The sequence below is a fragment of the Pseudoxanthomonas sangjuensis genome (assembly GCF_010211755.1).
GTDB lineage: Bacteria > Pseudomonadota > Gammaproteobacteria > Xanthomonadales > Xanthomonadaceae > Pseudoxanthomonas_A > Pseudoxanthomonas_A sangjuensis.
In genome coordinates, this window is record NZ_PDWR01000004.1 from 28,415 (window position 1) to 50,750 (window position 22,336).

The 22,336-nt window shown below is 68.8% G+C and carries 19 protein-coding genes; 14 read left to right on the forward strand and 5 right to left on the reverse strand.

The genetic code is table 11. The features are described 5' to 3' along the window. Positions 1-7 precede the first annotated feature (7 nt). The 8 genes from secY to CSC71_RS02985 all read left to right on the forward strand — a co-directional run bounded on the left by secY (position 8) and on the right by CSC71_RS02985 (position 6,852). Entirely contained in the window at positions 8-1,360 is a 1,353-nt protein-coding gene (gene secY, locus CSC71_RS02950) for a preprotein translocase subunit SecY (RefSeq protein WP_162372857.1), read from the forward strand. A 344-nt stretch (positions 1,361-1,704) separates the two neighbouring features. Continuing rightward, on the forward strand, positions 1,705-2,061 hold the full coding sequence (gene rpsM / locus CSC71_RS02955; protein WP_162372858.1) for a 30S ribosomal protein S13: 357 nt from the start codon (positions 1,705-1,707) through the stop codon (positions 2,059-2,061). A gap of 12 nt (positions 2,062-2,073) precedes the next feature. Next, entirely contained in the window at positions 2,074-2,469 is a 396-nt protein-coding gene (rpsK, locus tag CSC71_RS02960; protein WP_162372859.1) for a 30S ribosomal protein S11, read from the forward strand. Between the two features lie 14 nt (positions 2,470-2,483). Continuing rightward, positions 2,484-3,110 carry a 30S ribosomal protein S4 gene (gene rpsD / locus CSC71_RS02965; RefSeq protein ID WP_162372860.1) on the forward strand — a complete coding sequence of 209 codons (627 nt, stop codon included), beginning with the start codon at positions 2,484-2,486 and terminating at the stop codon, positions 3,108-3,110. A gap of 55 nt (positions 3,111-3,165) precedes the next feature. Then, positions 3,166-4,164 (forward strand): DNA-directed RNA polymerase subunit alpha, encoded by a 999-nt coding sequence (locus tag CSC71_RS02970; RefSeq protein ID WP_162372861.1) that lies wholly within the window; start codon positions 3,166-3,168, stop codon positions 4,162-4,164. Positions 4,165-4,355: 191 nt separating this feature from the next. Continuing rightward, positions 4,356-4,727 carry a 50S ribosomal protein L17 gene (gene rplQ / locus CSC71_RS02975; RefSeq protein WP_162372862.1) on the forward strand — a complete coding sequence of 124 codons (372 nt, stop codon included), beginning with the start codon at positions 4,356-4,358 and terminating at the stop codon, positions 4,725-4,727. A 119-nt stretch (positions 4,728-4,846) separates the two neighbouring features. Next, positions 4,847-5,353: a disulfide bond formation protein B gene (locus CSC71_RS02980; protein WP_162372863.1), complete on the forward strand. Its 507-nt coding sequence runs from the start codon at positions 4,847-4,849 to the stop codon at positions 5,351-5,353. Positions 5,354-5,454: 101 nt separating this feature from the next. Then, on the forward strand, positions 5,455-6,852 hold the full coding sequence (locus CSC71_RS02985) for a class II 3-deoxy-7-phosphoheptulonate synthase (protein ID WP_162372864.1): 1,398 nt from the start codon (positions 5,455-5,457) through the stop codon (positions 6,850-6,852). Positions 6,853-6,868: 16 nt separating this feature from the next. On the opposite strand, the gene CSC71_RS02990 is transcribed toward CSC71_RS02985, so the two are convergent. From CSC71_RS02990 to typA, 3 genes are all read right to left on the reverse strand, one after another. Next, positions 6,869-9,586: a sensor domain-containing protein gene (locus CSC71_RS02990; protein ID WP_162372865.1), complete on the reverse strand. Its 2,718-nt coding sequence runs from the start codon at positions 9,584-9,586 to the stop codon at positions 6,869-6,871. Positions 9,587-9,685: 99 nt separating this feature from the next. Beyond that, entirely contained in the window at positions 9,686-11,323 is a 1,638-nt protein-coding gene (locus tag CSC71_RS02995) for an amidase (protein WP_162372866.1), read from the reverse strand. A 123-nt stretch (positions 11,324-11,446) separates the two neighbouring features. Beyond that, positions 11,447-13,276 carry a translational GTPase TypA gene (gene typA / locus CSC71_RS03000; protein ID WP_162372867.1) on the reverse strand — a complete coding sequence of 610 codons (1,830 nt, stop codon included), beginning with the start codon at positions 13,274-13,276 and terminating at the stop codon, positions 11,447-11,449. A 117-nt stretch (positions 13,277-13,393) separates the two neighbouring features. Between typA and CSC71_RS03005 the strand changes: the two genes are divergently transcribed. The 3 genes from CSC71_RS03005 to prpE all read left to right on the forward strand — a co-directional run bounded on the left by CSC71_RS03005 (position 13,394) and on the right by prpE (position 17,169). Beyond that, positions 13,394-13,888: a peptidylprolyl isomerase gene (locus CSC71_RS03005; protein ID WP_162372868.1), complete on the forward strand. Its 495-nt coding sequence runs from the start codon at positions 13,394-13,396 to the stop codon at positions 13,886-13,888. Between the two features lie 149 nt (positions 13,889-14,037). Beyond that, on the forward strand, positions 14,038-15,024 hold the full coding sequence (locus CSC71_RS03010) for a malate dehydrogenase (RefSeq protein ID WP_162372869.1): 987 nt from the start codon (positions 14,038-14,040) through the stop codon (positions 15,022-15,024). Positions 15,025-15,267: 243 nt separating this feature from the next. Beyond that, positions 15,268-17,169 carry a propionate--CoA ligase gene (gene prpE / locus CSC71_RS03015; RefSeq protein WP_162372870.1) on the forward strand — a complete coding sequence of 634 codons (1,902 nt, stop codon included), beginning with the start codon at positions 15,268-15,270 and terminating at the stop codon, positions 17,167-17,169. A gap of 225 nt (positions 17,170-17,394) precedes the next feature. Here prpE and CSC71_RS03020 read toward each other — a convergent pair whose 3' ends face one another. After that, complete coding sequence (locus CSC71_RS03020; RefSeq protein ID WP_162372871.1) at positions 17,395-18,621, reverse strand: citrate synthase family protein; 1,227 nt, start codon at positions 18,619-18,621, stop codon at positions 17,395-17,397. A 141-nt stretch (positions 18,622-18,762) separates the two neighbouring features. Between CSC71_RS03020 and prpB the strand changes: the two genes are divergently transcribed. From prpB to CSC71_RS03035, 3 genes are all read left to right on the forward strand, one after another. After that, positions 18,763-19,665, forward strand: a complete 903-nt coding sequence (gene prpB / locus CSC71_RS03025; protein WP_162372872.1) for a methylisocitrate lyase — start codon at positions 18,763-18,765, stop codon at positions 19,663-19,665. Between the two features lie 23 nt (positions 19,666-19,688). Further along, positions 19,689-20,840 carry a bifunctional 2-methylcitrate synthase/citrate synthase gene (gene prpC, locus CSC71_RS03030; protein WP_162372873.1) on the forward strand — a complete coding sequence of 384 codons (1,152 nt, stop codon included), beginning with the start codon at positions 19,689-19,691 and terminating at the stop codon, positions 20,838-20,840. A gap of 288 nt (positions 20,841-21,128) precedes the next feature. Further along, positions 21,129-21,641: a hypothetical protein gene (locus CSC71_RS03035; protein ID WP_162372874.1), complete on the forward strand. Its 513-nt coding sequence runs from the start codon at positions 21,129-21,131 to the stop codon at positions 21,639-21,641. Between the two features lie 27 nt (positions 21,642-21,668). Here the strand turns inward: CSC71_RS03035 and CSC71_RS03040 are convergent, their stop codons facing one another. Further along, positions 21,669-22,280, reverse strand: coding sequence for a glutathione S-transferase family protein (locus tag CSC71_RS03040; RefSeq protein ID WP_162372875.1), 612 nt, complete (start codon positions 22,278-22,280; stop codon positions 21,669-21,671). Positions 22,281-22,336: the final 56 nt, after the last annotated feature.

Sequence of the window (22,336 nt, forward strand, 5' to 3'; positions counted from 1 at the left end):
GCGGCGCATGGCGCAGGGCAACGTGGGCGGCATCGCCGGCGGTCTGGGCAAGTTCACCGAACTGCGCCAGCGCCTGCTGTTCGTGCTGGGCGCGCTGGTCGTCTACCGCATCGGCTGCTACGTGCCGGTGCCGGGCGTCAACCCCGAGGCCATGCTGGCGATGATGCAGCAGCAGGGTGGCGGCATCGTGGACATGTTCAACATGTTCTCGGGCGGCGCTCTGCACCGCTTCAGCATTTTCGCGCTGAACGTGATGCCGTACATCTCGGCGTCGATCGTGATGCAGCTGGGCGTGCACATCTTCCCCAGCCTGAAGGCGCTGCAGAAGGAAGGCGAGTCCGGCCGCCGCAAGATCACTCAGTATTCGCGCATCGGCGCGGTGCTGCTGGCGGTGGTGCAGGGCGGCAGCATCGCGCTGGCGCTGCAGAACCAGGTGGCGCCGGGCGGCGCGCCGGTGGTCTACGCGCCGGGCCTGGGCTTCGTGCTGACCGCGGTGGTCGCGCTGACCGCAGGCACCATCTTCCTGATGTGGCTGGGCGAGCAGGTGACCGAGCGCGGCATCGGCAACGGCGTGTCGCTGATCATCTTCGCCGGCATCGTCGCCGGCCTGCCGGGCGCCGTGGTGCAGACCTTCGGCGCGGTGCAGGAAGGCACGATGAGCTTCATCGCGCTGGTCGTCATCGCGCTGCTGGTGCTGGGCTTCACCTGGTTCGTGGTGTTCGTCGAGCGCGGCCAGCGCCGGATCACGGTCAACTACGCGCGACGCCAGGGCGGCCGCAACGCGTACATGAACCAGACCTCGTTCCTGCCGCTGAAGCTCAACATGTCGGGCGTGATCCCGCCGATCTTCGCCTCCAGCATCCTGGCCTTCCCGGCCACGCTGGCGATGTGGTCGGGCCAGTCGACCTCGGCCACCTGGCTGCAGCGCATCTCCAACGCGCTGGCCCCGGGCGAGCCGCTGCACATGATCGTGTTCGCGGCGCTGATCATCGGCTTCGCGTTCTTCTACACGGCGCTGGTGTTCAACTCGCAGGAAACCGCCGAGAACCTGAAGAAGTCGGGCGCGCTGATCCCTGGCATCCGTCCGGGCAAGGCCACCGCCGACTACGTCGACGGCGTGCTGACCCGCCTGACCGGCGCCGGCGCGCTGTACCTGGTGGCGGTGTGCCTGCTGCCGGAGATCATGCGTACCCAGCTCGGCACCTCGTTCTACTTCGGCGGCACCTCGCTGCTGATCGTGGTGGTGGTGGTGATGGACTTCATCGCGCAGATCCAGGCGCACCTGATGTCGCACCAGTACGAAAGCCTGCTGAAGAAGGCGAACCTGAAAGGCGGCTCGCGCGGTTTGCCGCGCGGCTGATGAATGCAACGCCGGCCCCGTCCTCCGCGACGGCAGGCCGGCAATGATGGGCGGCCCGTGCAGCGGTCTCGTGCACGGGTGAGAACCAGCCAGTCCCTGCGCCGGAGTAGCGCGGGGCGGGGCGGGGAAGGCCGGCGCAAGCCGGCCGGACCGGTCCCAGGCCGATTCCGGCGCCGGAGCATGGGCACACTCCCCATGCCGGGTCCAGACCCGTCCGTGGACGGGCTTGGACTTCCAAGTAACCCGGGACCTTGCTAAACTTATCAGTTCACTCCGTCCGTCTGCGCGAAACCTCGCGGGTTTCGTGCGTTTCGGGCCAACACCACAGTTTGGAGAACCGCGTCATGGCGCGTATTGCAGGTGTCAACCTGCCTGCCCAGAAGCACGTCTGGGTGGGGCTGCAAAGCATCTACGGCATCGGCCGTACCCGTTCCAAGCAGGTCTGCGAAGCCGCGGGCGTGCCTGTGACCACCAAGATCCGCGACCTGTCGGAGCCGGAAGTCGAGCGCCTGCGCGCCGAAGTCGGCAAGTACACGGTCGAGGGCGACCTGCGCCGCGAAGTCGGCATGGCGATCAAGCGCCTGATGGACCTGGGCTGCTATCGCGGCCTGCGCCACCGTCGCGGCCTGCCGTTGCGCGGCCAGCGTACCCGTACCAACGCCCGTACCCGCAAGGGTCCGCGCAAAGCCATCAAGAAGTAAGGGGCGACCAACATGGCCAAGCCGTCCGCCGCCAAGGCACCTAAGAAGAAGATCAAGCGCGTCGTCACCGACGGCGTCGCCCACGTCCACGCTTCGTTCAACAACACCATCGTCACCATCACCGACCGCCAGGGCAACGCGCTGTCGTGGGCGACCTCGGGCGGCGCGGGCTTCCGCGGCTCGCGCAAGTCGACCCCGTTCGCCGCGCAGGTCGCCGCCGAGAAGGCCGGCCGCGCCGCGCTGGACTACGGCGTCAAGTCGCTGGAAGTGCGCATCAAGGGCCCGGGTCCGGGCCGCGAGTCGGCCGTGCGTTCGCTGAACAACGTCGGCTACAAGATCACCAACATCATCGACGTGACGCCGATCCCGCACAACGGGTGCCGTCCGCCGAAGAAGCGTCGCGTCTAAGGGGGCGATAAGAAATGGCTCGTTATATCGGTCCTACCTGTAAGCTCGCGCGCCGCGAAGGCGCCGACCTGTCCCTGAAGAGCCCGGCGCGCGCGCTGGACTCCAAGTGCAAGCTGGAGCAGAAGCCCGGCCAGCACGGCGCCGCGCGCAAGGGCAAGCTGTCCGACTACGCCACCCAGCTGCGCGAGAAGCAGAAGGTCAAGCGCATCTACGGCCTGCTGGAGCGCCAGTTCCGCAACTACTACAAGAAGGCCAGCACCAAGAAGGGCAACACCGGCGAGAACCTGCTGCAGTTGCTGGAAACCCGCCTCGACAACGTCGTCTACCGCATGGGTTTCGCGGTGACCCGCCCGTCGGCCCGCCAGCTGGTCTCGCACCGTGGCGTGCTGGTCAACGGCAAGCCGGTCAACCTGCCTTCGTACCAGGTCAAGGCCGGCGACGCGATCGCGTTGTCGGAAAAGGCGCAGAAGCAGCTGCGCGTGCAGGAATCGCTGACCGTCGCCGAGCAGCTGGACCTGAGCCCGTCGTGGGTCGAAGTGGATTCGAAGAAGTTCAGCGGCGTGTTCAAGGCCGTGCCGGAGCGTTCGGATCTGCCCGCCGACATCAACGAGGCGCTGATCGTCGAGTTGTACTCGAAGTAATCCATTTCACGCACCCCCGGTTCCCCCGACCGGGGTTGGCAGGAGACCCCGCTACATGACGGTTACCAACCAGCAGGTGCTGCGCCCGCGCGGCCCGCAAATCGAACGCATCACCGACAACCGCGCCAAGGTCGTGATCGAGCCGCTGGAGCGCGGTTACGGACATACCCTCGGCAACGCGCTGCGTCGCGTCCTGCTGTCGTCCATCCCCGGCTTCGCGATCACCGAGGTCGAAATCGACGGCGTGCTCCACGAGTACAGCACCATCGAGGGCCTGCAGGAAGACGTGCTCGAAGTGCTGCTGAACCTCAAGGACGTGGCGATCCGCATCCACACCGGCGACAACGCCACCCTGACCCTGTCCAAGCAGGGCCCGGGCCTCGTCACCGCCGGCGACATCAAGACCGACCACAACGTCGAGATCCTCAACCCGGACCACGTCATCGCCCACCTGACCAAGGACACGGCGCTGAACATCCGCCTGAAGATCGAGCGCGGCTTCGGCTACCAGCCGGCCGCCGCCCGTCGTCGCCCGGACGAGGAGTCCCGCGCCATCGGCCGCCTGGTCCTCGACGCCTCGTTCTCGCCGGTGCGCAAGGTCGCCTACGCGGTCGAGGCCGCGCGCGTCGAACAGCGTACCGACCTGGACAAGCTGATCATCGACATCGAGACCAACGGCACCATCGACGCCGAGGAAGCCGTGCGCACCGCCGCCGACATCCTCAGCGACCAGCTGTCGGTGTTCGGCGACTTCACCCACCGCGACCGCGGCCCGGCCAAGCAGCAGACGGCCGGCGTGGATCCGGTGCTGCTGCGCCCGATCGACGACCTCGAGCTGACCGTGCGTTCGGCCAATTGCCTCAAGGCCGAGAGCATCTACTACATCGGCGACCTGATCCAGAAGACCGAAGTGGAGCTGCTCAAGACCCCGAACCTGGGCAAGAAGTCGCTGACCGAAATCAAGGAAGTGCTCGCCCAGCGCGGCCTTTCGCTCGGCATGAAGCTGGAGAACTGGCCGCCGGCCGGCGTCTCGGCCCACGGCATGCTCGGCTGACGCCTTTCCGTGGCCCGCGGCGATGCGGGCCACGGCTGCTCCACCATGCAACACCATCGCCGACGAACAGAAGTTCGCGGCACGTCCGGCAAGGGATGCCGGACCAGGGCCAACCGCAGTCCAGGCAACAACGCCACGATGGCGACAACGAAGTCCAGAGTTCCAACATTCACCCGTAAGGAATCATTCCCATGCGCCACCAGAAATCCGGCCGCAAATTCAGCCGCACCAGCGCCCATCGCGATGCGATGTTCAGCAACATGGCCGCCTCGCTGATCAAGCACGGCCTGATCAAGACCACCCTGCCGAAAGCCAAGGAACTGCGCCGCGTCGTCGAGCCGCTGATCACCCTGGCCAAGACCGACGGCGTCGCCAATCGCCGCCTCGCCTTCTCGCGCCTGCGCGACAAGGAAGCGGTCGGCACCCTGTTCACCACGCTGGGCTCGCGCTACCAGTCGCGCCCGGGCGGCTACACCCGCATCCTGAAGTGCGGCTTCCGCGCCGGCGACAACGCGCCGCTGGCCTACGTGGAGCTGGTCGACCGTCCGGAAGCGGTCGAGTAACCGCACGGCAACCGTCGATCCGGCGGCACGAACCGTTCGCGAAACCCCGGCAGGTCCGGGGTTTCGTTTTTTCCGGCGCTTGCGATAATCGCGGCGACTTCGACAACGACGTGCAGGCGATGAATCCGTTCCGCTGGTCTTTCCGCGCGCAGTACCTGCTGGGCTTCGCCGTTTGCGCCGGCCTGCTGGCCTTCGCGCTGTACACGGAATACTTCCTGGGCCTGGTGCCGTGCCCGCTGTGCAGCTTCCAGCGCGGCGCCTTCATCCTGCTCGGCCTCGTCTTCCTGGCCGGTGCCCTGCACGGGCCGCGCGGGCGGACGGGCCGCGGCGCCCACGGCGTCCTCGTGCTGCTCGCGGCCGGCCTCGGCATCGCCATCGCCGGTCGCCACGTCTGGTTGCAGCACCTGCCGCCGGACCAGGTGCCGGCCTGCGGCCCGGACCTGAATTTCATGCTGCAGGCCTTCCCGCTGGGCGACGTGCTGCGCCGCGTGTTCACCGGTTCGGGCGAGTGCGCCAAGGTCGACTGGACCTTCCTCGGCCTGTCGATGCCGGAATGGAGCCTGCTGTGGTTCATCGCGCTGCTGGCCTGGGCCCTGTGGGCGGCGTTCCGGCCGGGGCGCCGCTGATCGCCGGCAGCGGGGGGCGTTGCAGCGGTAACGAAATTTTCGCGTGGAGCGGGAATCTGGCAACATGGCCAATCCCCACGCGTTTCCCCGCAGCTTCCGCCATGAGCAGTGCCGACCGTAACCTCCGCGCCGTGAACCCTCCCGCGAACTGGAAACCGGATTCGTGGCGCTCGCGCACCGCGCTGCAGATGCCGACCTATCCGGATGCCGCCGCGCTGGAATCGGCGCTGGCCGAACTGCGCCAGTTGCCGCCGCTGGTCACTTCGTGGGAAATCTTCGCGCTCAAGCAGCAGCTGGCCGAGGCGCAGGAAGGCAAGCGCTTCCTGCTGCAGGGCGGCGATTGCGCCGAAAGTTTCAGCGACTGCGAAGCCGGCACGATCACCAACCGGCTGAAGGTGCTGCTGCAAATGTCGCTGGTATTGGTGCACGGCCTGCGCCAGCCGGTAGTGCGCGTGGGGCGCTTTGCCGGCCAGTACGCCAAGCCGCGTTCGGCCGATACCGAAACCCGTGGCGACACGACCTTGCCCAGCTATCGCGGCGACGTGGTCAATCGCCCGGAATTCACCGCCGAGGCGCGGGTGCCGGACCCACGGCTGATGATCAAGGCGCACGCGCGCTCGGCGATGACGATGAACTTCGTCCGTGCGCTGGTCGACGGCGGCTTCGCCGACCTGCACCACCCGGAATACTGGAACCTGAGCTGGATGAAGCTGTCGTCGCGCTCCAGCGAATACCAGCGGATGGTCGAATCGATCGGCGACGCGGTTCGCTTCATGGAGACGCTGTCGGGTTCGGAGGTGCACAACCTCAACCGCATCGACTTCTACACCTCGCACGAGGCGTTGCTGCTGCATTACGAGGAATCGCTGACCCGCGAGGTGCCGCGGCAGTGGGGCTGGTTCAACCTGAGCACGCACTTCCCGTGGATCGGCATGCGTACCGCCGCGACCGACGGCGCGCACGTCGAATACCTGCGCGGCGTGCGCAACCCGATCGCGATCAAGGTCGGCCCGTCGGTGCAGCCGGACCAGCTGCTGCGCCTGATCGACGTGCTGAACCCGGACGACGAGCCGGGCCGGCTGACCTTCATCCACCGCATGGGCGCGAAGCAGATCGCCGAGAAGCTGCCGCCGCTGCTGGAAGCGGTGCGCCGCGACGGCCGCCGCGTGCTGTGGGTCTGCGACCCGATGCACGGCAACACCGAGAGCACCAGCAACGGCTACAAGACCCGCCGCTTCGACAACATCCTCGGCGAAGTCGAGCAGTCGTTCGACCTGCATGCCGCGGCCGGAACGCGCCTGGGCGGCGTGCACCTGGAGCTGACCGGCGAAGACGTGACCGAATGCACCGGCGGCGCGCGCGAACTGACCGATGCCGACCTGGAGCGCTGCTACCGCTCCACCGTCGATCCGCGCCTGAACTACGAGCAGTCGCTGGAAATCGCGCTGGCGATCGTGCGCAAGCAGGGCCGGGCGGCCACGACTCCCGCGGCGCGCTGAACCGCAGCGCCCGCGTTCACCCCCACGGCACCGGCTGCACCGCGTTGGTGTCGGGGATCGGCCAGGCCCTGCCGCTGGCGAGCAAGCGCGCGATTTCGTCGGCCGGCAGCGGCGGACTGAACAGATAACCCTGCAGTTCGTCGCAGCTGTTGTCGACCAGCCATTGCAGCTGTTCCTCGGTCTCGACGCCTTCGGCGATGGTCCGGCATTGCAACTGGTTGGCCAGGCCGATGATCGCGCGGGTGATCGCGCCCTGGCTGGGCTCGACCACGTCGTGCACGAACGAGCGGTCGATCTTCAGCACGTTGAAGCCGTAGTTGCCCAGGTAGCTGAGGCTGGAGAAGCCGGTGCCGAAGTCGTCGATGGCGATGCCTACGCCGAGCGCCTTCAGCGCGCGCAGGCTGCGGTCGGTGCGCTGCACGTCGCGGATCAGCGTGGTCTCGGTGACCTCCAGCTCCAGGAGTTCGGCCGGCATGCCGCTTTCCTCCAGCGCCGCGAGCACCGTTTGCATCAGGTTGTCGGTGTCGAAGTTGGCCGCGGCGATGTTGACCGAAACCCGGATCGGCGGCAGGCCGGCCTGTTGCCAGAGGCGGTTCTGCCGGCATGCGGCGCGGATCGCCCACTGGTCGATCTCGACGATCAGGTTGGTCTCCTCGGCGATCGGCAGGAACTCCGCCGGCAGCACCAGCCGGTCGCGGCGCTGCCAGCGCAGCAGCGCCTCGACGCCGACGACGCGGCCGTCGATGCCGCTGATCTGCGGCTGGTAGTGCAGGCTCAGTTCGCCGTTGCGCAGGCCGCGGCGCAGGCTGTTCTCCAGTTCGATGCGCGCGTCGACGCTGGCCGCCAGCTCGCGGGTGTAGAAGCGGCAGACGTTGCGCCCGCTGCGCTTGGCCAGGTACATCGCCGCGTCGGCGCGCATCATCAGCGTGGCGGCGTCGTAGCCGTCGTCGGGGAACAGACCGACGCCGATGCTGAAGGCCTGGTGCAGTTCGTGCGAGGCCAGCGCGTAGGGGGTCGCGCCGATCTCGAGCAGCAGCTCGACGATCTGGTTCACCTTGTTGCGGGTGACCACGTTGTCCAGCAGCACGACGAACTCGTCGCCGCCGGTGCGGTAGACGCTGCCGTCGCGGCCGACGCTGCGCTGGATGCGACGCGCGACCTGCTGCAGCAACTGGTCGCCGATGTGGTGGCCGAGCGCATCGTTGACGTGCTTGAACAGGTCGAGGTCGATGAACAGTACCGCCAGGCCGTGGCCGTGCCGGGTGGCCGTGCCGATCAGCTGGCCGAGGGTGTCGTTGAGCTGCAGGCGGTTGGGCAGGCCGGTCAGCGGGTCGTGGTGGGCCAGGTAGGCCATGCGCGCGGTCAGCGCGCGCGCTTCGGTCACGTCGCGCAGCACCAGCACCGAACCGACCCGTGCCTCGTCGCGATCGTGCAGCGGCGACTGCGAGTGTTCGACCAGGATGTGGCGGCCGTCGCGGCGCACCAGTTCCTGGTCGCCGGCCACGGCATACGACTGCAGGCCATCGCCGTTCTCGGCCTGCTGCGCCGGCCGCAGCGGCAGCACCCGCTGCAGCGGCTGGCCCAGCGCCTCGTCGCAACTCCAGCCGCTCAATTGCTCGGCGGCGGGGTTCATGTAGGTCACGCAGGAATCGACGTCGATGCTGACCACCGCCTCGCGGATCGAGCTCAGGGTGACCTGGGCGCGCTCGTTGGCGTCGTATAGCGCCTGCTCCAGCTGGATCTTCTCGGTGATGTCGGTGGTCAGCACCAGCAGGCCGCGGACCCTGCCGTCCTCGTCGACGTCCGGGGTGAAGTAGGAATGCAGGCGGCGGAAGCCGGAACCGCCCGGCACGACGTTTTCGTATTCGGCGGTCTGGCCGGCCAGCGCCGACTCGACCTGCGGTTCGCAGTCCCGGTACAGGCGCTCGCCGATCAGTTCGCGCATGGTCACCCCGGGCCGGTAGCGCGCCCTCCAGACCTCGGACTCGGCGCAGGCGCGGTTGAAGAACACCAGCGTGCCGTCGCGGTCGTACTCGGCCAGGTAGGCGGGCATGATGTCGGTGACGCGCTGCAGCTGGTCGCGCGCCTGCGCCAGCTCGCGGTAGGCCTGCTGTTGCTCGCTGGTGTCGCAGGCCATCAGGTACCAGCCGGCGATGCGCCGGTTCTTGTCCAGGTCCGGCACCAGGTAGGCCTGTACCGGGCGCGGCGGCGCGCCCAGTTCGGCCTGCCAGCAGATCCAGTGCTCGGGCGTGCAGTCGTCCATCGCGCGTTGCAGCGAAGCGCGGAACACGGGGTCGCCGGCATGCGCCTCGGCGAAGTGACGCCCGCTCCAGTTTTCGGCCGCGGAGAACCAGTCGCGCACGGCGCGGTTGGTGAAGCCGTAGCGGCCGTCGCGGCCGATGTAGGCGATCAGCGCGGGCAGGTGGTCGGCGACCGCATCGACCATGGCGCGGTTGCGCCGGTAGGCGCGCGCGAGTTGCCGAAGCAACGCCGACACCAGGGCGGAGAAGAACACGCCGCAGGCGCTCATGGCGACGATGGGCAGCGCCCCCGGCGATGCCGTGCCGTCGCGCGCGAGGCCCCAGACCAGCCAGCCGAACAGGATCGAAATCAGGCAGCCCAGCACCAGCACCAGCCACGACAGCGCGTGCAGGCGGTGCAACCGCGCGACGGCGCCCGCGTGCAATCCTCGCGGCACGCGCAGTTCCGAAGCACGGTCGGCGTTCGCACCCATCGATCTGGCATTCGCCCCGGAAGTGAACACGGCGAGACAATCCCCGGTTCAATCCTACGCCCGGGCCGGCACTAATGTGAAACGGCGTGCCTACCCGAATTAACGTACTGCGGGCGCGTTCGAGGACAGGTGGGGGCGGTATTCCGGCGGCTTGCGCGCGCGGGTCAGCTGCTCATAGGCATAACCCAGTTCGATCAGGCGCGGTTCGCTCCAGGCGCCGCCGATGAACACGATCCCGAGCGGCAGGCCGTTGCTGTTGCCCATCGGCACGGTCAGGCTGGGATAGCCCGCCACCGCGGCCGCGCCGTAGCCTTCGCCGGCGAAATGGTCGCCGGTCAGCGGGTCGGTCAGCCATGCCGGGCCGGTGGCCGGCGCGATCAGCGCGTCGAGTTGCTGCGCCTTCAGCGCCGCGTCGATGCCTTCCGGCCCGGCCAGGCGCCGGGCGCGGTTGCGCGCGGCGATGTATTCGGTATCGCTCAGCCCGCCCTTGGCCTCGGCCTGTTCGAACAGTTCCTGGGCGAAGTAGGGCATTTCCGCCGCCGCGTTGCGCTGGTTGTAGCCGATCAGCTGCGCCAGCGAACGCACCGGCGCTTCCGGGTGCGCGTCGAAATAGCGCTTCAGGCCGGCCTTGAACTCGTACAGCAGCAGCTGCATTTCGTCGTCGTTCCACTGCCCGTCGGTGGGGATCTCCGCGTCGACCACGGTCGCGCCGGCGTCGCGCAGCACCTTGAGCGCACCCTCCATCGCCGCCGCCGCGTCCGGATGCATCGAGAACTTGCTGCGCAGCACGCCGATGCGCGCGCCCTGCAACGCGTCGGGAAGCAGGTGCGCGTGGTAGTCCAGCACCGTGTTCCAGGTGGCGTTGGCGGTGGCCGGGTCGGCCTCGTCGCGGCCGGCCAGCGCGCCGAGCAGGACCGCGGCGTCGGCGACGCTGCGCGCCATCGGCCCGGCGGTGTCCTGGCTGTGCGAGATCGGGATGATGCCGTCGCGGCTGACCAGGCCGACTGTCGGCTTCAGGCCGACGATGCCGTTGACCGAAGCCGGGCAGATGATGCTGCCGTCGGTTTCGGTGCCGATGGCCGCCGCCGCGAGGTTGGCCGACACCGCGACCGCGCTGCCGGAGCTCGAGCCGCAGGGATTGCGGTCCAGCACGTAGGGGTTCCTGGTCTGCCCGCCGCGCGCGCTCCAGCCCGAGGTGGAGCGGATCGAACGGAAATTGGCCCATTCGCTGAGGTTGGTCTTGCCCAGGATCACCGCGCCGGCCTCGCGCAGGCGCCGGACCAGGAAGGCGTCGTTCTTCGGATGGAAGTCCTTCAGCGCCAGCGAGCCGGCGGAATTGACCATCGGCACGGCGTCGATGTTGTCCTTCAGCAGGATCGGGATGCCGTGCAGCGGGCCGCGCACCGCCTTGCCCTTGCGCTCGCGGTCGCGCAGCGCGGCCTCCTTCAGCGCGTCGGGATTGAGCTCGATTACCGCGTTGAGGTGCGGCCCGGCCTTGTCGATCGCGGCGATGCGGTCGAGGTAGGCCTGGGTCAGGGTGCGGCTGTCGAGTTCGCCGCGCTGCATGCGTTCCTGCAGGTCGGCGATGTCGAGTTCGGCGAAGATGAAATCGGTCGGCGCGGATTCGGCCGCGGGCGGCGCCTGGATCGGCCCGGCCTGCGGCGGCGCCGGCGTTTCCGGCCGGCACGCGCCCAGCGCGAGCAACAACGTCGCCGATGTCAGGATCGATCGCCGCATGGATGCATTCCCCGAGCAGAACGCACGCAGGCTACCCAGCCGCGGCGCCGCGCGCAACGCCGGTCGCCGCCGCTGTTCAGGGAGCCGCGCCGGTCGGTCGGCCCGGCCGGCGGCGGGGGGAGGTCAGGCCGCGCGGCCGGCGCGCTTGCGGTCGTTCTCGGTCAGGAACTTCTTGCGCAGGCGGATCGCCTTCGGCGTGACCTCGACCAGTTCGTCGTCGTCGATGAAGTCCAGCGCCTGTTCCAGCGACATGCGGATCGGCGGGGTCAGCTGGATGCCGTCGTCCTTGCCGGCGGCGCGGATGTTGGTCAGCTGCTTGGCGCGCAGCGCGTTGACGGTCAGGTCGTTGTCCTTGGCGTGGATGCCGACCAGCTGGCCCTCGTAGACCTCGTCGCCGTCGCCGACCAGCAGCCGGCCGCGTTCCTGCAGCATGTTCAGCGCGTAGGCCGGGGTCGGGCCGGTGCCGTTGGAGATCATCACGCCGTTCGGGCGCTTGGCGATCTGGCCTTCTTCCTTCGGGCCGTAGTGGTCGAAGACGTGGAACAGCAGGCCGGACCCCTGGGTCAGGGTCTTGAACTGGTTCTGGAAGCCGATCAGGCCGCGCGCCGGGATCATGTACTCCAGGCGCACGCGGCCCTTGCCGTCCGGCTCCATGTTCTTCAGCTGGCCCTTGCGGATGCCCAGGCGCTCCATGACCGGGCCCTGGTGCTCTTCCTCCACGTCGACCACCAACTGCTCGAACGGCTCCATCAGCTGGCCGTCGATCTCCTTGATGATCACTTCGGGGCGCGACACCGCCAGCTCGTAGCCCTCGCGGCGCATGGTCTCGATCAGCACCGACAGGTGCAGCTCGCCGCGGCCGGAAACCAGGAACTTGTCCGCGTCCGAACCGTCTTCGACGCGCAGGGCCACGTTGTGCACCTTCTCGCGGTCCAGGCGCTCGCGGATCTGGCGGCTGGTCAGGAACTTGCCGCCGGAATGTTCCTTCTGCCCGGCGAACGGCGAGTTGTTGACCTGGAAGGTCATCGAAATCGTCGGCTCGTCGACGGTCAGCGCCGGCAGCGCCTCGGGCGCGTCGATCGCGGTGACGGTGTCGGAGATGGTCAGCTCCGGGATGCCGGAGATCGCGACGATGTCGCCGGCCTCGGCCTCTTCCTGCTCGATGCGTTCCAGGCCGAGGAAGCCCAGCACCTGGCCGACGCGGCCGGGACGCTGCTTGCCCTCGCGGTCGATCACCGTCACCGGCATGTTCTTCTTCAGCTTGCCGCGCTGGATGCGGCCGATGCCGATCACGCCGACGAAGCTGTTGTAGTCCAGCTGCGAGATGCGCATCTGGAACGGGCCGTCCAGGTTCACCGGCGGCCGCGGCGCGTGCTGCATGATCGCCTCGTACAGCGGGGTCATGTCGCCGCTGCGCGCTTCCGGATCCAGGCTGGCGTAGCCGTTCAGCGCCGAGGCGTAGACGATCGGGAAGTCCATCTGCTCGGCGGTGGCGCCGAGGCGGTCGAACAGGTCCCAGACCTGCTCGACAACCCAGTCCGGGCGCGCGCCGGGGCGGTCGATCTTGTTGACCACCACGATCGGCTTGAAGCCCATCGCGAAGGCCTTTTGGGTGACGAAGCGGGTCTGCGGCATCGGGCCGTCCATCGCGTCGACCAGCAGCAGCACGGTGTCGACCATCGACAGCACGCGCTCGACCTCGCCGCCGAAGTCGGCGTGCCCGGGGGTGTCGACGATGTTGATGCGGTTGCCCTGCCAGGTGATCGCGGTGTTCTTGGCCAGGATGGTGATGCCGCGTTCCTTTTCCTGGTCGTTGCTGTCCATCACGCGTTCGGCCAGCACGGTGCGCTCGGACAGGGTGCCGGACTGCTTCAGCAGCTGGTCGACGAGGGTGGTCTTGCCGTGGTCGACGTGGGCGACGATGGCGATGTTGCGGAGGTTTTCGATGGACATGCGGAAAGGCGCGCCGAGGTGCGCGTCGGGAGTAGGAGAGGAAAGCGGCGTATTATAACCGGCTGCGCCCCGGAGCCGGGGCTTTCCCCCTGAATTTGGATCGAACCGGAGCGAAAAATGTCCCTGACCGCCACCTTCAACACCGCCCGCGGCCCGATCAAGGTCGAACTGCTGGCCGACAAGGCCCCGCTGACCGTGGCCAATTTCGTCAACCTGGCCAGGCGCGGCTTCTACAACGGCCTGAATTTCCACCGCGTCATCGCCGACTTCATGATCCAGGGCGGCTGCCCCGAGGGTTCCGGCCGCGGCGGCCCGGGCTACCGCTTCGAGGACGAAACCGGCAACGGCGTGGCCCACGAGCGCGGCGTGCTGTCGATGGCCAACGCCGGCCCGAACACCAACGGCAGCCAGTTCTTCATCACCCACGTCGCCACCCCGTGGCTGGACGGACGCCACACCGTGTTCGGCAAGGTGCTGTCGGGCATCGAGGTCGTCGATGCGGTCCAGCAGGGCGACGGGATCGAGTCGGTGGTCATCGAAGGCGACGCCGACGCCGCGCTGGCCGCCAAGGCCGACCGCGTGGCGGAGTGGAACAAGCTGCTCGACGCCTGACGACCCTCGCGGGCGCGCGCGCGCCGTGCCCCTACCGACCAATGGCGTAGCCGGCCTGCCAAGGGCCGCGTGCTAAAATTCCGCGCCGTTTTTCCGGGCCCGGGACGCTCGTGCCCGGCCTCCGGCACCATCCCCACTGGAGAGTTTCGATGTCCAAAGCCCCCGTTCGTGTTGCCGTGACCGGCGCCGCCGGCCAGATCGGCTACGCCCTGCTGTTCCGCATCGCCTCCGGCGAAATGCTCGGCAAGGACCAGCCGGTGATCCTGCAACTGCTCGACCTGCCGCTGGAAAAGCCGCAGGCCGCGCTGAAGGGCGTGATCATGGAACTGGAAGACTGCGCGTTCCCGCTGCTGGCCGGCGTGTTCGGCACCGGCGATCCGGAAGTGGCGTTCAAGGACGCCGACGTGGCCCTGCTGGTCGGCGCGATGCCGCGCGGCCCGGGCATGGAGCGCAAGGACCTGCTGCTGAAGAACGCCGAGATCTTCACCGTCCAGGGCAAGGCGCTGAACAAGGTCGCCAGCCGCGACGTCAAGGTGCTGGTGGTCGGCAACCCGGCCAACACCAACGCCTACATCGCCATGAAGTCGGCGCCGGACCTGCCGGCGAAGAACTTCACCGCGATGCTGCGCCTGGACCACAACCGCGCGCTGTCGCAGCTGTCGGCCAAGGCTGGCGTCGCCGTCGGCGACATCGAGAAGCTGGTGGTGTGGGGCAACCACAGCCCGACCATGTACCCGGACTACCGCTTCGCCACCGTCAACGGCGCCTCGCTGAAGGACAAGATCGGCGACGCCGACTGGAACGCCAACACCTTCATCCCGCAGGTCGGCAAGCGCGGCGCCGCGATCATCGAGGCCCGCGGTCTGTCGTCGGCCGCCTCGGCCGCCAACGCCGCGATCGACCACGTCCGCGACTGGGTGCTGGGCAGCAACGGCAAGTGGGTGACCATGGGCATCCCGTCCGACGGTTCCTACGGCATCCCGGAAGGCGTGATCTTCGGCTTCCCGGTGACCACCGCGAACGGCGAGTACACCCTGGTCAAGGACCTGCCGATCGACGAGTTCAGCCAGAAGGCCATCGACAAGACCCTGGCCGAACTGGAAGAAGAGCGCGGCGGCGTCGCCCACCTGCTCTGATCCGCGAGCGCATCCGCGGTTACCGAAAACGCCGGGCCTGCCCGGCGTTTTCTTTTCGCGAAACCGCTTCCGGGGAAGATCGCCGGCGGGGTTCGACCGTCCCGTCCCGGCCGCGGCCGGCCGGGGCGGGGCGGGAAGGCCGGTCCGAATGGTTGATCGGACCGATCATTCATACCAAAGGCGACGATACTTCCGCGCGCACCGGCGCTACGCTCTTTCCCGTTCCAGCCCCGGGAGAGGGAAATGGGTTACGAAGCCGAGTACCAGCGCTCCGTGGAGCAGCCGGAGGCCTTCTGGGCCGAGCAGGCCAAGGCCATCCATTGGCACAAGCCGCCGCAGAAGATCCTCGACTACTACGACCCGCCGTTCCGCAAATGGTTCGTCGGCGGGCAGACCAATCTCTGCTACAACGCGGTCGACCGGCACCTGGCCGAGCGTCCCGACCAGTTGGCGCTGGTCGCGGTCTCCACCGAGACCGATGTCACCCGCGAGATCACCTATCGCGAGCTGTACCGCGAGGTGAACGCCTTCGCCGCGGTGCTGAAGCAGCTTGGCGTCGGTCGCGGCGACCGCGTCGTCGTCTACATGCCGAACATGGCCGAAGCGGTGTTCGCGGTGCTGGCCTGCGCGCGCATCGGCGCGATCCATTCGGTGGTGTTCGGCGGTTTCGCCGCGCACAACCTCGCCGTGCGCATCGACGACGCGCAGCCGAAGCTGCTGATCGCCGCCGACGCCGGCAGCCGCGGCGGCAAGGTCGTTCCGTACAAGCCGCTGGTCGACGAGGCCTGCGCGAAGGCGGCCACGCCGCCGCCGAAGGTGCTGATCGTTTCGCGCGGGCTCGATCCGGCGGAGCCGCGCGTCGAAGGCCGCGACGTCGACTACGCGACGCTGCGCGCGGAAGTCGGCGACGCCGAAGTGCCGGTCGAGTGGCTGGAATCGAACGAGCCCAGCTACCTGCTCTACACCAGCGGCACCACCGGCCGCCCGAAGGGCGTGCAGCGCGATGTCGGAGGCCATGCGGTCGCGCTCGCCCTGTCGATGCGCACCGTGTTCGACGTCGGCCCGGGCCAGGTGATGTTTTCCACTTCCGACGTCGGCTGGGCGGTCGGACATTCGTACAACATCTACGGCCCGCTGATCGTCGGCGCAACGTCGCTGCTGTACGAAGGCCTGCCGGTCAACCCCGACGCCGGCATCTGGTGGGCGCTGTGCGAGAAGTACGGCGTGCGCACCATGTTCTCGTCGCCGACCGCGATCCGCGTACTGAAGAAGCACGACGCATCGTTCATCCGCGACCACGACCTGTCGAGGCTCAAGTGGCTGTTCCTCGCCGGCGAGCCGCTGGACGAGCCGACCGCGACCTGGATCCACGACGCCCTCGGCAAGCCGGTGATCGACAACTACTGGCAGACCGAGACCGGCTGGCCGGTGCTGTGCCTGCTGCCGGGCCTGGACCTGAAGCCGGTGAAGTTCGGTTCGCCGGGCCTGCCGAACCTCGGCTACAAGCTGCGCGTGATCGACGAGACCACCGGCCTCGAGGCGAAGGCGAACGAGAAGGGCGTGCTGGTGATCGAGCCGCCGCTGCCGCCGGGCTGCATGACCACGGTGTGGCGCGACGACCAGCGCTTCCTCAGCAGCTACTTCAGCCACTTCAAGGAACTGCTGTACAGCTCGCTGGACTGGGCGATCCGCGACGAGGACGGCTACACCTTCATCCTCGGCCGCACCGACGACGTGATCAACGTCGCCGGCCACCGCCTGGGCACGCGCGAGATCGAGGAATCGGTGTCGGGCTTCCCGGCCGTCGCCGAAGCGGCGGTGATCGGCGTCAACGACGAACTGAAAGGCCAGGTACCGGTGGTGTTCGCCACGTTGCGCCAGGCCACCGACGAGCAGGCCGCGCGCGTGCAGGCCGCCGACGGCATGCGCAAGACCGTCGAGCGGACCCTCGGCGCGGTCGCGCGCCCCGCGCGGGTGTACATCGTCAATGCATTGCCCAAGACGCGCTCGGGCAAGCTGCTGCGGCGCTCGCTGCAGGCGCTGGCGCAGGGTTCGGATCCGGGCGATCTCTCCACGCTCGACGATCCGAACGCGCTGGAGGAAGTGAAGCGCGCGCTGCAGCGCGGCCCCGAGGTCGGGAGCTGACATCCGCGCCCAGTCGTCGCCCGCGACCGGCGGGCGCAGGCGCGCGGGATCGGCGTCGTCTTCCGGCGACCAGGCGACGTCGCGGCCTTCCGGGTCGCGAAATCGACAGCGCCACCAGCAACGCAGGCGGGGTGGGCACACGAAGCACCGAAGCGGGACGCCGCACGACCCGCCGCGCCGCCATGGGGGCCGGTGTGCCTTTCGCTGGCGTGCTGCCGTACGCGGTCATTCCGCCGGCGCCGCATTCTCCGGGGCGATGCCCGCATAGCTCGCGCGCGGCCGGATCAGCCGTCCCTGCGCCTGTTGTTCCAGCGCATGCGCGAGCCATCCCGCGAGGCGTGCGGCCGCGAACATCACCAGCGCCGGCGTGGCGGGCAGGCCGTTGAGGCGGCAGAGCGCCGCGAGCATGAAGTCGATGTTCGGCCGCTGCCCGCTGATTTCCTCGGTCGCGGCGATCAGCGCTTCGAGCGCAGCCAGTCCAGGCGTGCCTGCATGCTGCTTGCGCACGTGCGCAAGCAGCTCGGCCGCGCGCGGGTCGCCATGCGGATACAGCGCATGGCCGAAGCCGGGCAGGTCGTCGCCGCGCTGCCAGCGCGCGGCGATGAAATCGCGCGCGGTGGCCGCTTCGCGCGCGTCGCCGATCAGCGCGTAGGCGCGCGCGGTGGCGCCGCCGTGGCGCGGGCCGGACAGCGCCGCCAGGCCGCTGCAGACCGTGGCGTGCAGGTGCGCGCCGGTCGAGGCGACCACGCGCGCGGCGAACGCCGACACGTTGAGCTCGTGGTCGGCGCAGACGATCAGCGCGGCGCGCACCAGCTCGGCGAAACCTTCGTCGCCCGGCTTCCAGCGCTGCGCGAGCAATCGGTGCACGGGACCGGCGGAGGGCGGCTGCGCGACCAGCAGGGCGGCGTTGTGGCGCAGCAGGGTCGCGGCGATTTCATTGCGCACGCGCGGCGCCGAGTTGAACGAATGGCGCACGTCCAGCGCCAGCAGCGGGATCGCCGACATCGCGCGCTCCAGCGGCGGCAGGTCGGCATCGCCGGCGATGGCCGCGACCCGGTCCGGCCATCGTTCGGCGAACGGCACGCCGAAGGGGTCGTGGTCGCCGCAATCCCACAGCCGGCGCGCCACGCCCTCGAGCGTGGCGCCTTCGCGGACCAGGTCGATGGCGGACCGCCCGCGGTAGTACGGGCCGTCCGGGCGGATCAGCGAGATCCGCGTTTCCAGCACCGGCAGGCCGCGGTCCAGGCTCTGCGCCGCGCCGCGCGCCGCGCCGCGCCCGGCGCGCTTGCGCTGCGCCAGCCGCTCCACGTCCTGGCGCGGGTACAGGCGGCTGCGGTGGTCCTTGCCGGGGCGCGATTCCAGCAGGCCGCGGCTGACGTAGGCGTACAGCGTGGCCTGGCTGATGCCGAGGATGCGGCAGGTTTCGCGGGCGGACAGCAGGTCGGCGGGCATGTGGATAGATTGATTTATCCGATCAAGATTGATCAACCTTCGGGATAGTGCCAGATTTGCGCCCGGCGAGAGCATGCCAATCGCGCACCGCTCCCGCCCGTCCGGCGTATCGTGCCGCCGACCAGCAAGGAGCCTCCCCGCATGACCCACGCATCCGCCGGCGCCCCCGCAACTCCGGGAGCGAAGTTCCGTGCCGCGCTCGCCGCCGAGAAACCGCTGCAGGTGATCGGCGCGATCAACGCAAACCACGCGCTGCTGGCCCAGCGCGCCGGCTTCCGCGCGATCTACCTGTCCGGCGGCGGTGTCGCCGCGGGTTCGCTCGGCATTCCCGACCTGGGCATCACCGGGCTGGAGGACGTGCTGGTCGACACGCGTCGCATCACCGACGTCTGCGACCTGCCGCTGCTGGTCGACATCGACACCGGCTTCGGGCCCAGCGCGTTCAACATCGAACGCACGGTGAAGTCGCTGATCAAGGCCGGCGCGGCCGGTTGCCACATCGAGGACCAGGTCGGCGCCAAGCGCTGCGGCCACCGGCCCGGCAAGGAAATCGTCGCCCTCGCGGAGATGGTCGACCGCATCAAGGCCGCGGCCGACGCGAAGACCGATCCCGACTTCTTCCTGATCGCGCGCACCGACGCGATCCAGTCCGAAGGCGTCGACCTGGCGATCGAGCGCGCGGTGCGCTGCGTCGAGGCCGGTGCCGACGGCATCTTCGCCGAGGCCTCGTACGACCTGGAGACCTACCGCAGGTTCGTCGACGCGGTGAAGGTGCCGGTGCTGGCCAACATCACCGAGTTCGGCGCGACCCCGCTGTTCAGCCGCGACGAACTCGCGTCGGTCGGCGTCGCGATCCAGCTTTACCCGCTGTCGGCGTTCCGCGCGGCGAACAGGGCCGCCGAAGCCGTCTACACCGCGATCCGCCGCGACGGCCACCAGAAGAACGTCGTCGATCTGATGCAGACCCGCGAGGAACTGTACGACCGCATCGGCTACCACGCCTTCGAACAGAAGCTCGACGCGCTGTTCGCGGCGAAGAAATGATTCCGAGACAAGTGGAGAATGCCATGAGCGAAGCCACCACCACCGCCTTCAAGCCGAAGAAGTCCGTCGCCCTCAGCGGCACCGCCGCCGGCAACACCGCGCTGTGCACGGTCGGCCGCACCGGCAACGACCTGCATTACCGCGGCTACGACATCCTCGACCTGGCCACCACCAGCGAGTTCGAGGAAATCGCCCACCTGCTGGTGCACGGCAAGCTGCCCAACAAGGCCGAGCTGCGCGCCTACAAGGCCAAGCTGAAGTCGCTGCGCGGCATCCCGGCGGCGGTCAAGGCCGCGCTGGAGGAACTGCCGCCGTCGGCGCACCCGATGGACGTGATGCGCACCGGCGTGTCGGTGCTGGGCTGCGTGTCGCCGGAGAAGGACGACCACAACCACCCGGGCGCGCGCGACATCGCCGACAAGCTGATGGCGTCGCTGGGTTCGATGCTGCTGTACTGGTACCACTGGAGCCACAACGGCCGCGCCATCGACGTGGAGACCGACGACGACTCCATCGGCGGCCACTTCCTGCACCTGCTGCACGGCGAGACGCCGCCGGAGAGCTGGGTGCGCGCGATGCACACCTCGCTGATCCTGTACGCGGAGCACGAGTTCAACGCCTCCACCTTCACCTGCCGCGTCATCGCCGGCACCGGCAGCGACATGTACAGCTGCATCGCCGGTGGCATCGGCGCGCTGCGCGGGCCGAAGCATGGCGGCGCCAACGAGGTCGCGTTCGAGGTGCAGAAGCGCTACGAGACCCCGGACGAGGCCGAGGCCGACATCAAGGCCCGCGTCGAGCGCAAGGAAGTGGTGATCGGTTTCGGCCACCCGGTGTACACGGTGTCCGACCCGCGCAACAAGGTGATCAAGCAGGTCGCGAAGGAGCTGTCGGAAGAGCAGGGCAACATGAAGATGTACGACATCGCCGAGCGCCTGGAATCGGTGATGTGGGACATCAAGAAGATGTTCCCCAACCTGGACTGGTTCAGCGCGGTCAGCTACCACATGATGGGCGTGCCGACGGCCATGTTCACCCCGCTGTTCGTCATCGCCCGCACCAGCGGCTGGAGCGCACACGTGATCGAGCAGCGCATCGACGGCAAGATCATCCGCCCCAGCGCGAATTACACCGGGCCGGAAGACCTGGCATTCGTCCCGCTGGATCGGCGCTGACCGACGCCGGACGCGCACGGCGCCGACTCCCCTCCCGCCCTGCGGGAGGGGCAGGGGCGAGGGCGTTTTCCGCCGGGCCGGAAGACCTGGCCCGCGTGATGCGCGGCAGGCCACCACGGGAATCCGCACCCGCTTGTCGCGCCTGGCCGGTGCCGGGGCGGGGAAACCGTGCCCGGGCCGGAATGTGACGTCATTCCGGTATACGATGGGGTCGCGCGGCCAAAATACGCTAGCAGGCGTGCCGCAGTGCGGCGGGGAGGGGTCCCCGGCCTGATATCAGGGGAAAACATGGCAGACATGCAGTATTTCAAGACCGATGCCGGCCGGCAGGAGATCGAGCAGCGCTCGCGCAAGTTGCCCGCCAGCGTGCGTTCGATCCTGTTGATGGTCGATGGCCAGCGCAGCGCGTCGGACCTGGCGACGCTGATCGAGTCGCTGCGCGCGCCGGCCGACACGTTGCAGCAATTGCAGGAGCAGGGGCTGATCGAACTGCGTTCGCCGGCCGGCGCCGCGGGCGTTGGCGCGGAAGCCGCGCCGGTGCAGGCGGCGGGCGTCCCGGCCGCGGCGGCCGACCGCTACACCGCGCTGTACAACCTGGCCAGCGAAGCCATCCGCGCCCACCTCGGCCTGAAGGGCTATTTCCTGCAGTTGAAGGTCGAGCGCTGCTCGACCGTGGAGGAACTCGAGGCGTTGCTGCCGGACGTGGCCGAGGCCCTGGCCAAAGCCAAGAGCGACGCCCTCGGCCGGCGCTGGCTGGCCGACGCGCGCGCCGCACTCGGCACGGGAACAGCGCCGGCATAGGCTGCCGACGGAGCCGGACTGCCCGGCTCAGGCCAAGCCTTCGCCCTTCAACGCGGCCCGCACGCCCGGGTCGGCTTCCATGCGCTGGCGGAACGCGGCGATGTTTTCCAGTCCGGAAAGATCCACGCCGGTGCGATCGGCCCAGCGCAGGGTCACGTAGAGATACGGGTCGGCGAAGCTGCGGAAACCGGCCAGCCATTGCTTGCCCGCCAGTTGCCGGTCGGCGGCCTCGTACAGCCCGCGCAGGCGCCGCCGCGCCGCCGCGCGCACGGCCTCGTGCTGGCTTGCGTCGGCGTGGAACGCGCCGGGTACGAACAGCGGCTTGTAGGCCGGGTGCAGGTCGGAGTTGACGAAGGCCAGCCAGCGCATGGCCTCGGCGCGCTGGCGCGGGCTGCCGTCGCCGGCCAGTCCGGCCTGCGGATGCCGGTCGGCGATGTAGCCGAGGATCGCCACGTTCTGGGTCAGGACGAAGTCGCCATCGACGATCGCCGGCACCGTCCCGCCCGGATTGATCGCGAGGTAGGCCGGCGCCTTCATCGCTTCGGCGGTCATCAGCTCCAGTTCGTAGGGCTGGCCGGTCCATTCCAGGGCGATGTGGTCGGCGGTGGAGCAGGCGCCGGGCTTGCAGTAGAGCTTCATGCGGGATCCTGACGAAAAAGGGTCCGGGAATTATCCCAGACCCTCCGCTTGCGTCG

Coding starts and splice junctions, on each gene's coding strand:
- secY (WP_162372857.1), top strand. CDS start 8: ATGGCGCAGGGCAACGTGGGCGGCATCGCCGGCGGTCTGGGCAAGTTC.
- rpsM (WP_162372858.1), top strand. CDS start 1,705: ATGGCGCGTATTGCAGGTGTCAACCTGCCTGCCCAGAAGCACGTCTGG.
- rpsK (WP_162372859.1), top strand. CDS start 2,074: ATGGCCAAGCCGTCCGCCGCCAAGGCACCTAAGAAGAAGATCAAGCGC.
- rpsD (WP_162372860.1), top strand. CDS start 2,484: ATGGCTCGTTATATCGGTCCTACCTGTAAGCTCGCGCGCCGCGAAGGC.
- CSC71_RS02970 (WP_162372861.1), top strand. CDS start 3,166: ATGACGGTTACCAACCAGCAGGTGCTGCGCCCGCGCGGCCCGCAAATC.
- rplQ (WP_162372862.1), top strand. CDS start 4,356: ATGCGCCACCAGAAATCCGGCCGCAAATTCAGCCGCACCAGCGCCCAT.
- CSC71_RS02980 (WP_162372863.1), top strand. CDS start 4,847: ATGAATCCGTTCCGCTGGTCTTTCCGCGCGCAGTACCTGCTGGGCTTC.
- CSC71_RS02985 (WP_162372864.1), top strand. CDS start 5,455: ATGAGCAGTGCCGACCGTAACCTCCGCGCCGTGAACCCTCCCGCGAAC.
- CSC71_RS02990 (WP_162372865.1), bottom strand. CDS start 9,586: ATGGGTGCGAACGCCGACCGTGCTTCGGAACTGCGCGTGCCGCGAGGA.
- CSC71_RS02995 (WP_162372866.1), bottom strand. CDS start 11,323: ATGCGGCGATCGATCCTGACATCGGCGACGTTGTTGCTCGCGCTGGGC.
- typA (WP_162372867.1), bottom strand. CDS start 13,276: ATGTCCATCGAAAACCTCCGCAACATCGCCATCGTCGCCCACGTCGAC.
- CSC71_RS03005 (WP_162372868.1), top strand. CDS start 13,394: ATGTCCCTGACCGCCACCTTCAACACCGCCCGCGGCCCGATCAAGGTC.
- CSC71_RS03010 (WP_162372869.1), top strand. CDS start 14,038: ATGTCCAAAGCCCCCGTTCGTGTTGCCGTGACCGGCGCCGCCGGCCAG.
- prpE (WP_162372870.1), top strand. CDS start 15,268: ATGGGTTACGAAGCCGAGTACCAGCGCTCCGTGGAGCAGCCGGAGGCC.
- CSC71_RS03020 (WP_162372871.1), bottom strand. CDS start 18,621: ATGCCCGCCGACCTGCTGTCCGCCCGCGAAACCTGCCGCATCCTCGGC.
- prpB (WP_162372872.1), top strand. CDS start 18,763: ATGACCCACGCATCCGCCGGCGCCCCCGCAACTCCGGGAGCGAAGTTC.
- prpC (WP_162372873.1), top strand. CDS start 19,689: ATGAGCGAAGCCACCACCACCGCCTTCAAGCCGAAGAAGTCCGTCGCC.
- CSC71_RS03035 (WP_162372874.1), top strand. CDS start 21,129: ATGGCAGACATGCAGTATTTCAAGACCGATGCCGGCCGGCAGGAGATC.
- CSC71_RS03040 (WP_162372875.1), bottom strand. CDS start 22,280: ATGAAGCTCTACTGCAAGCCCGGCGCCTGCTCCACCGCCGACCACATC.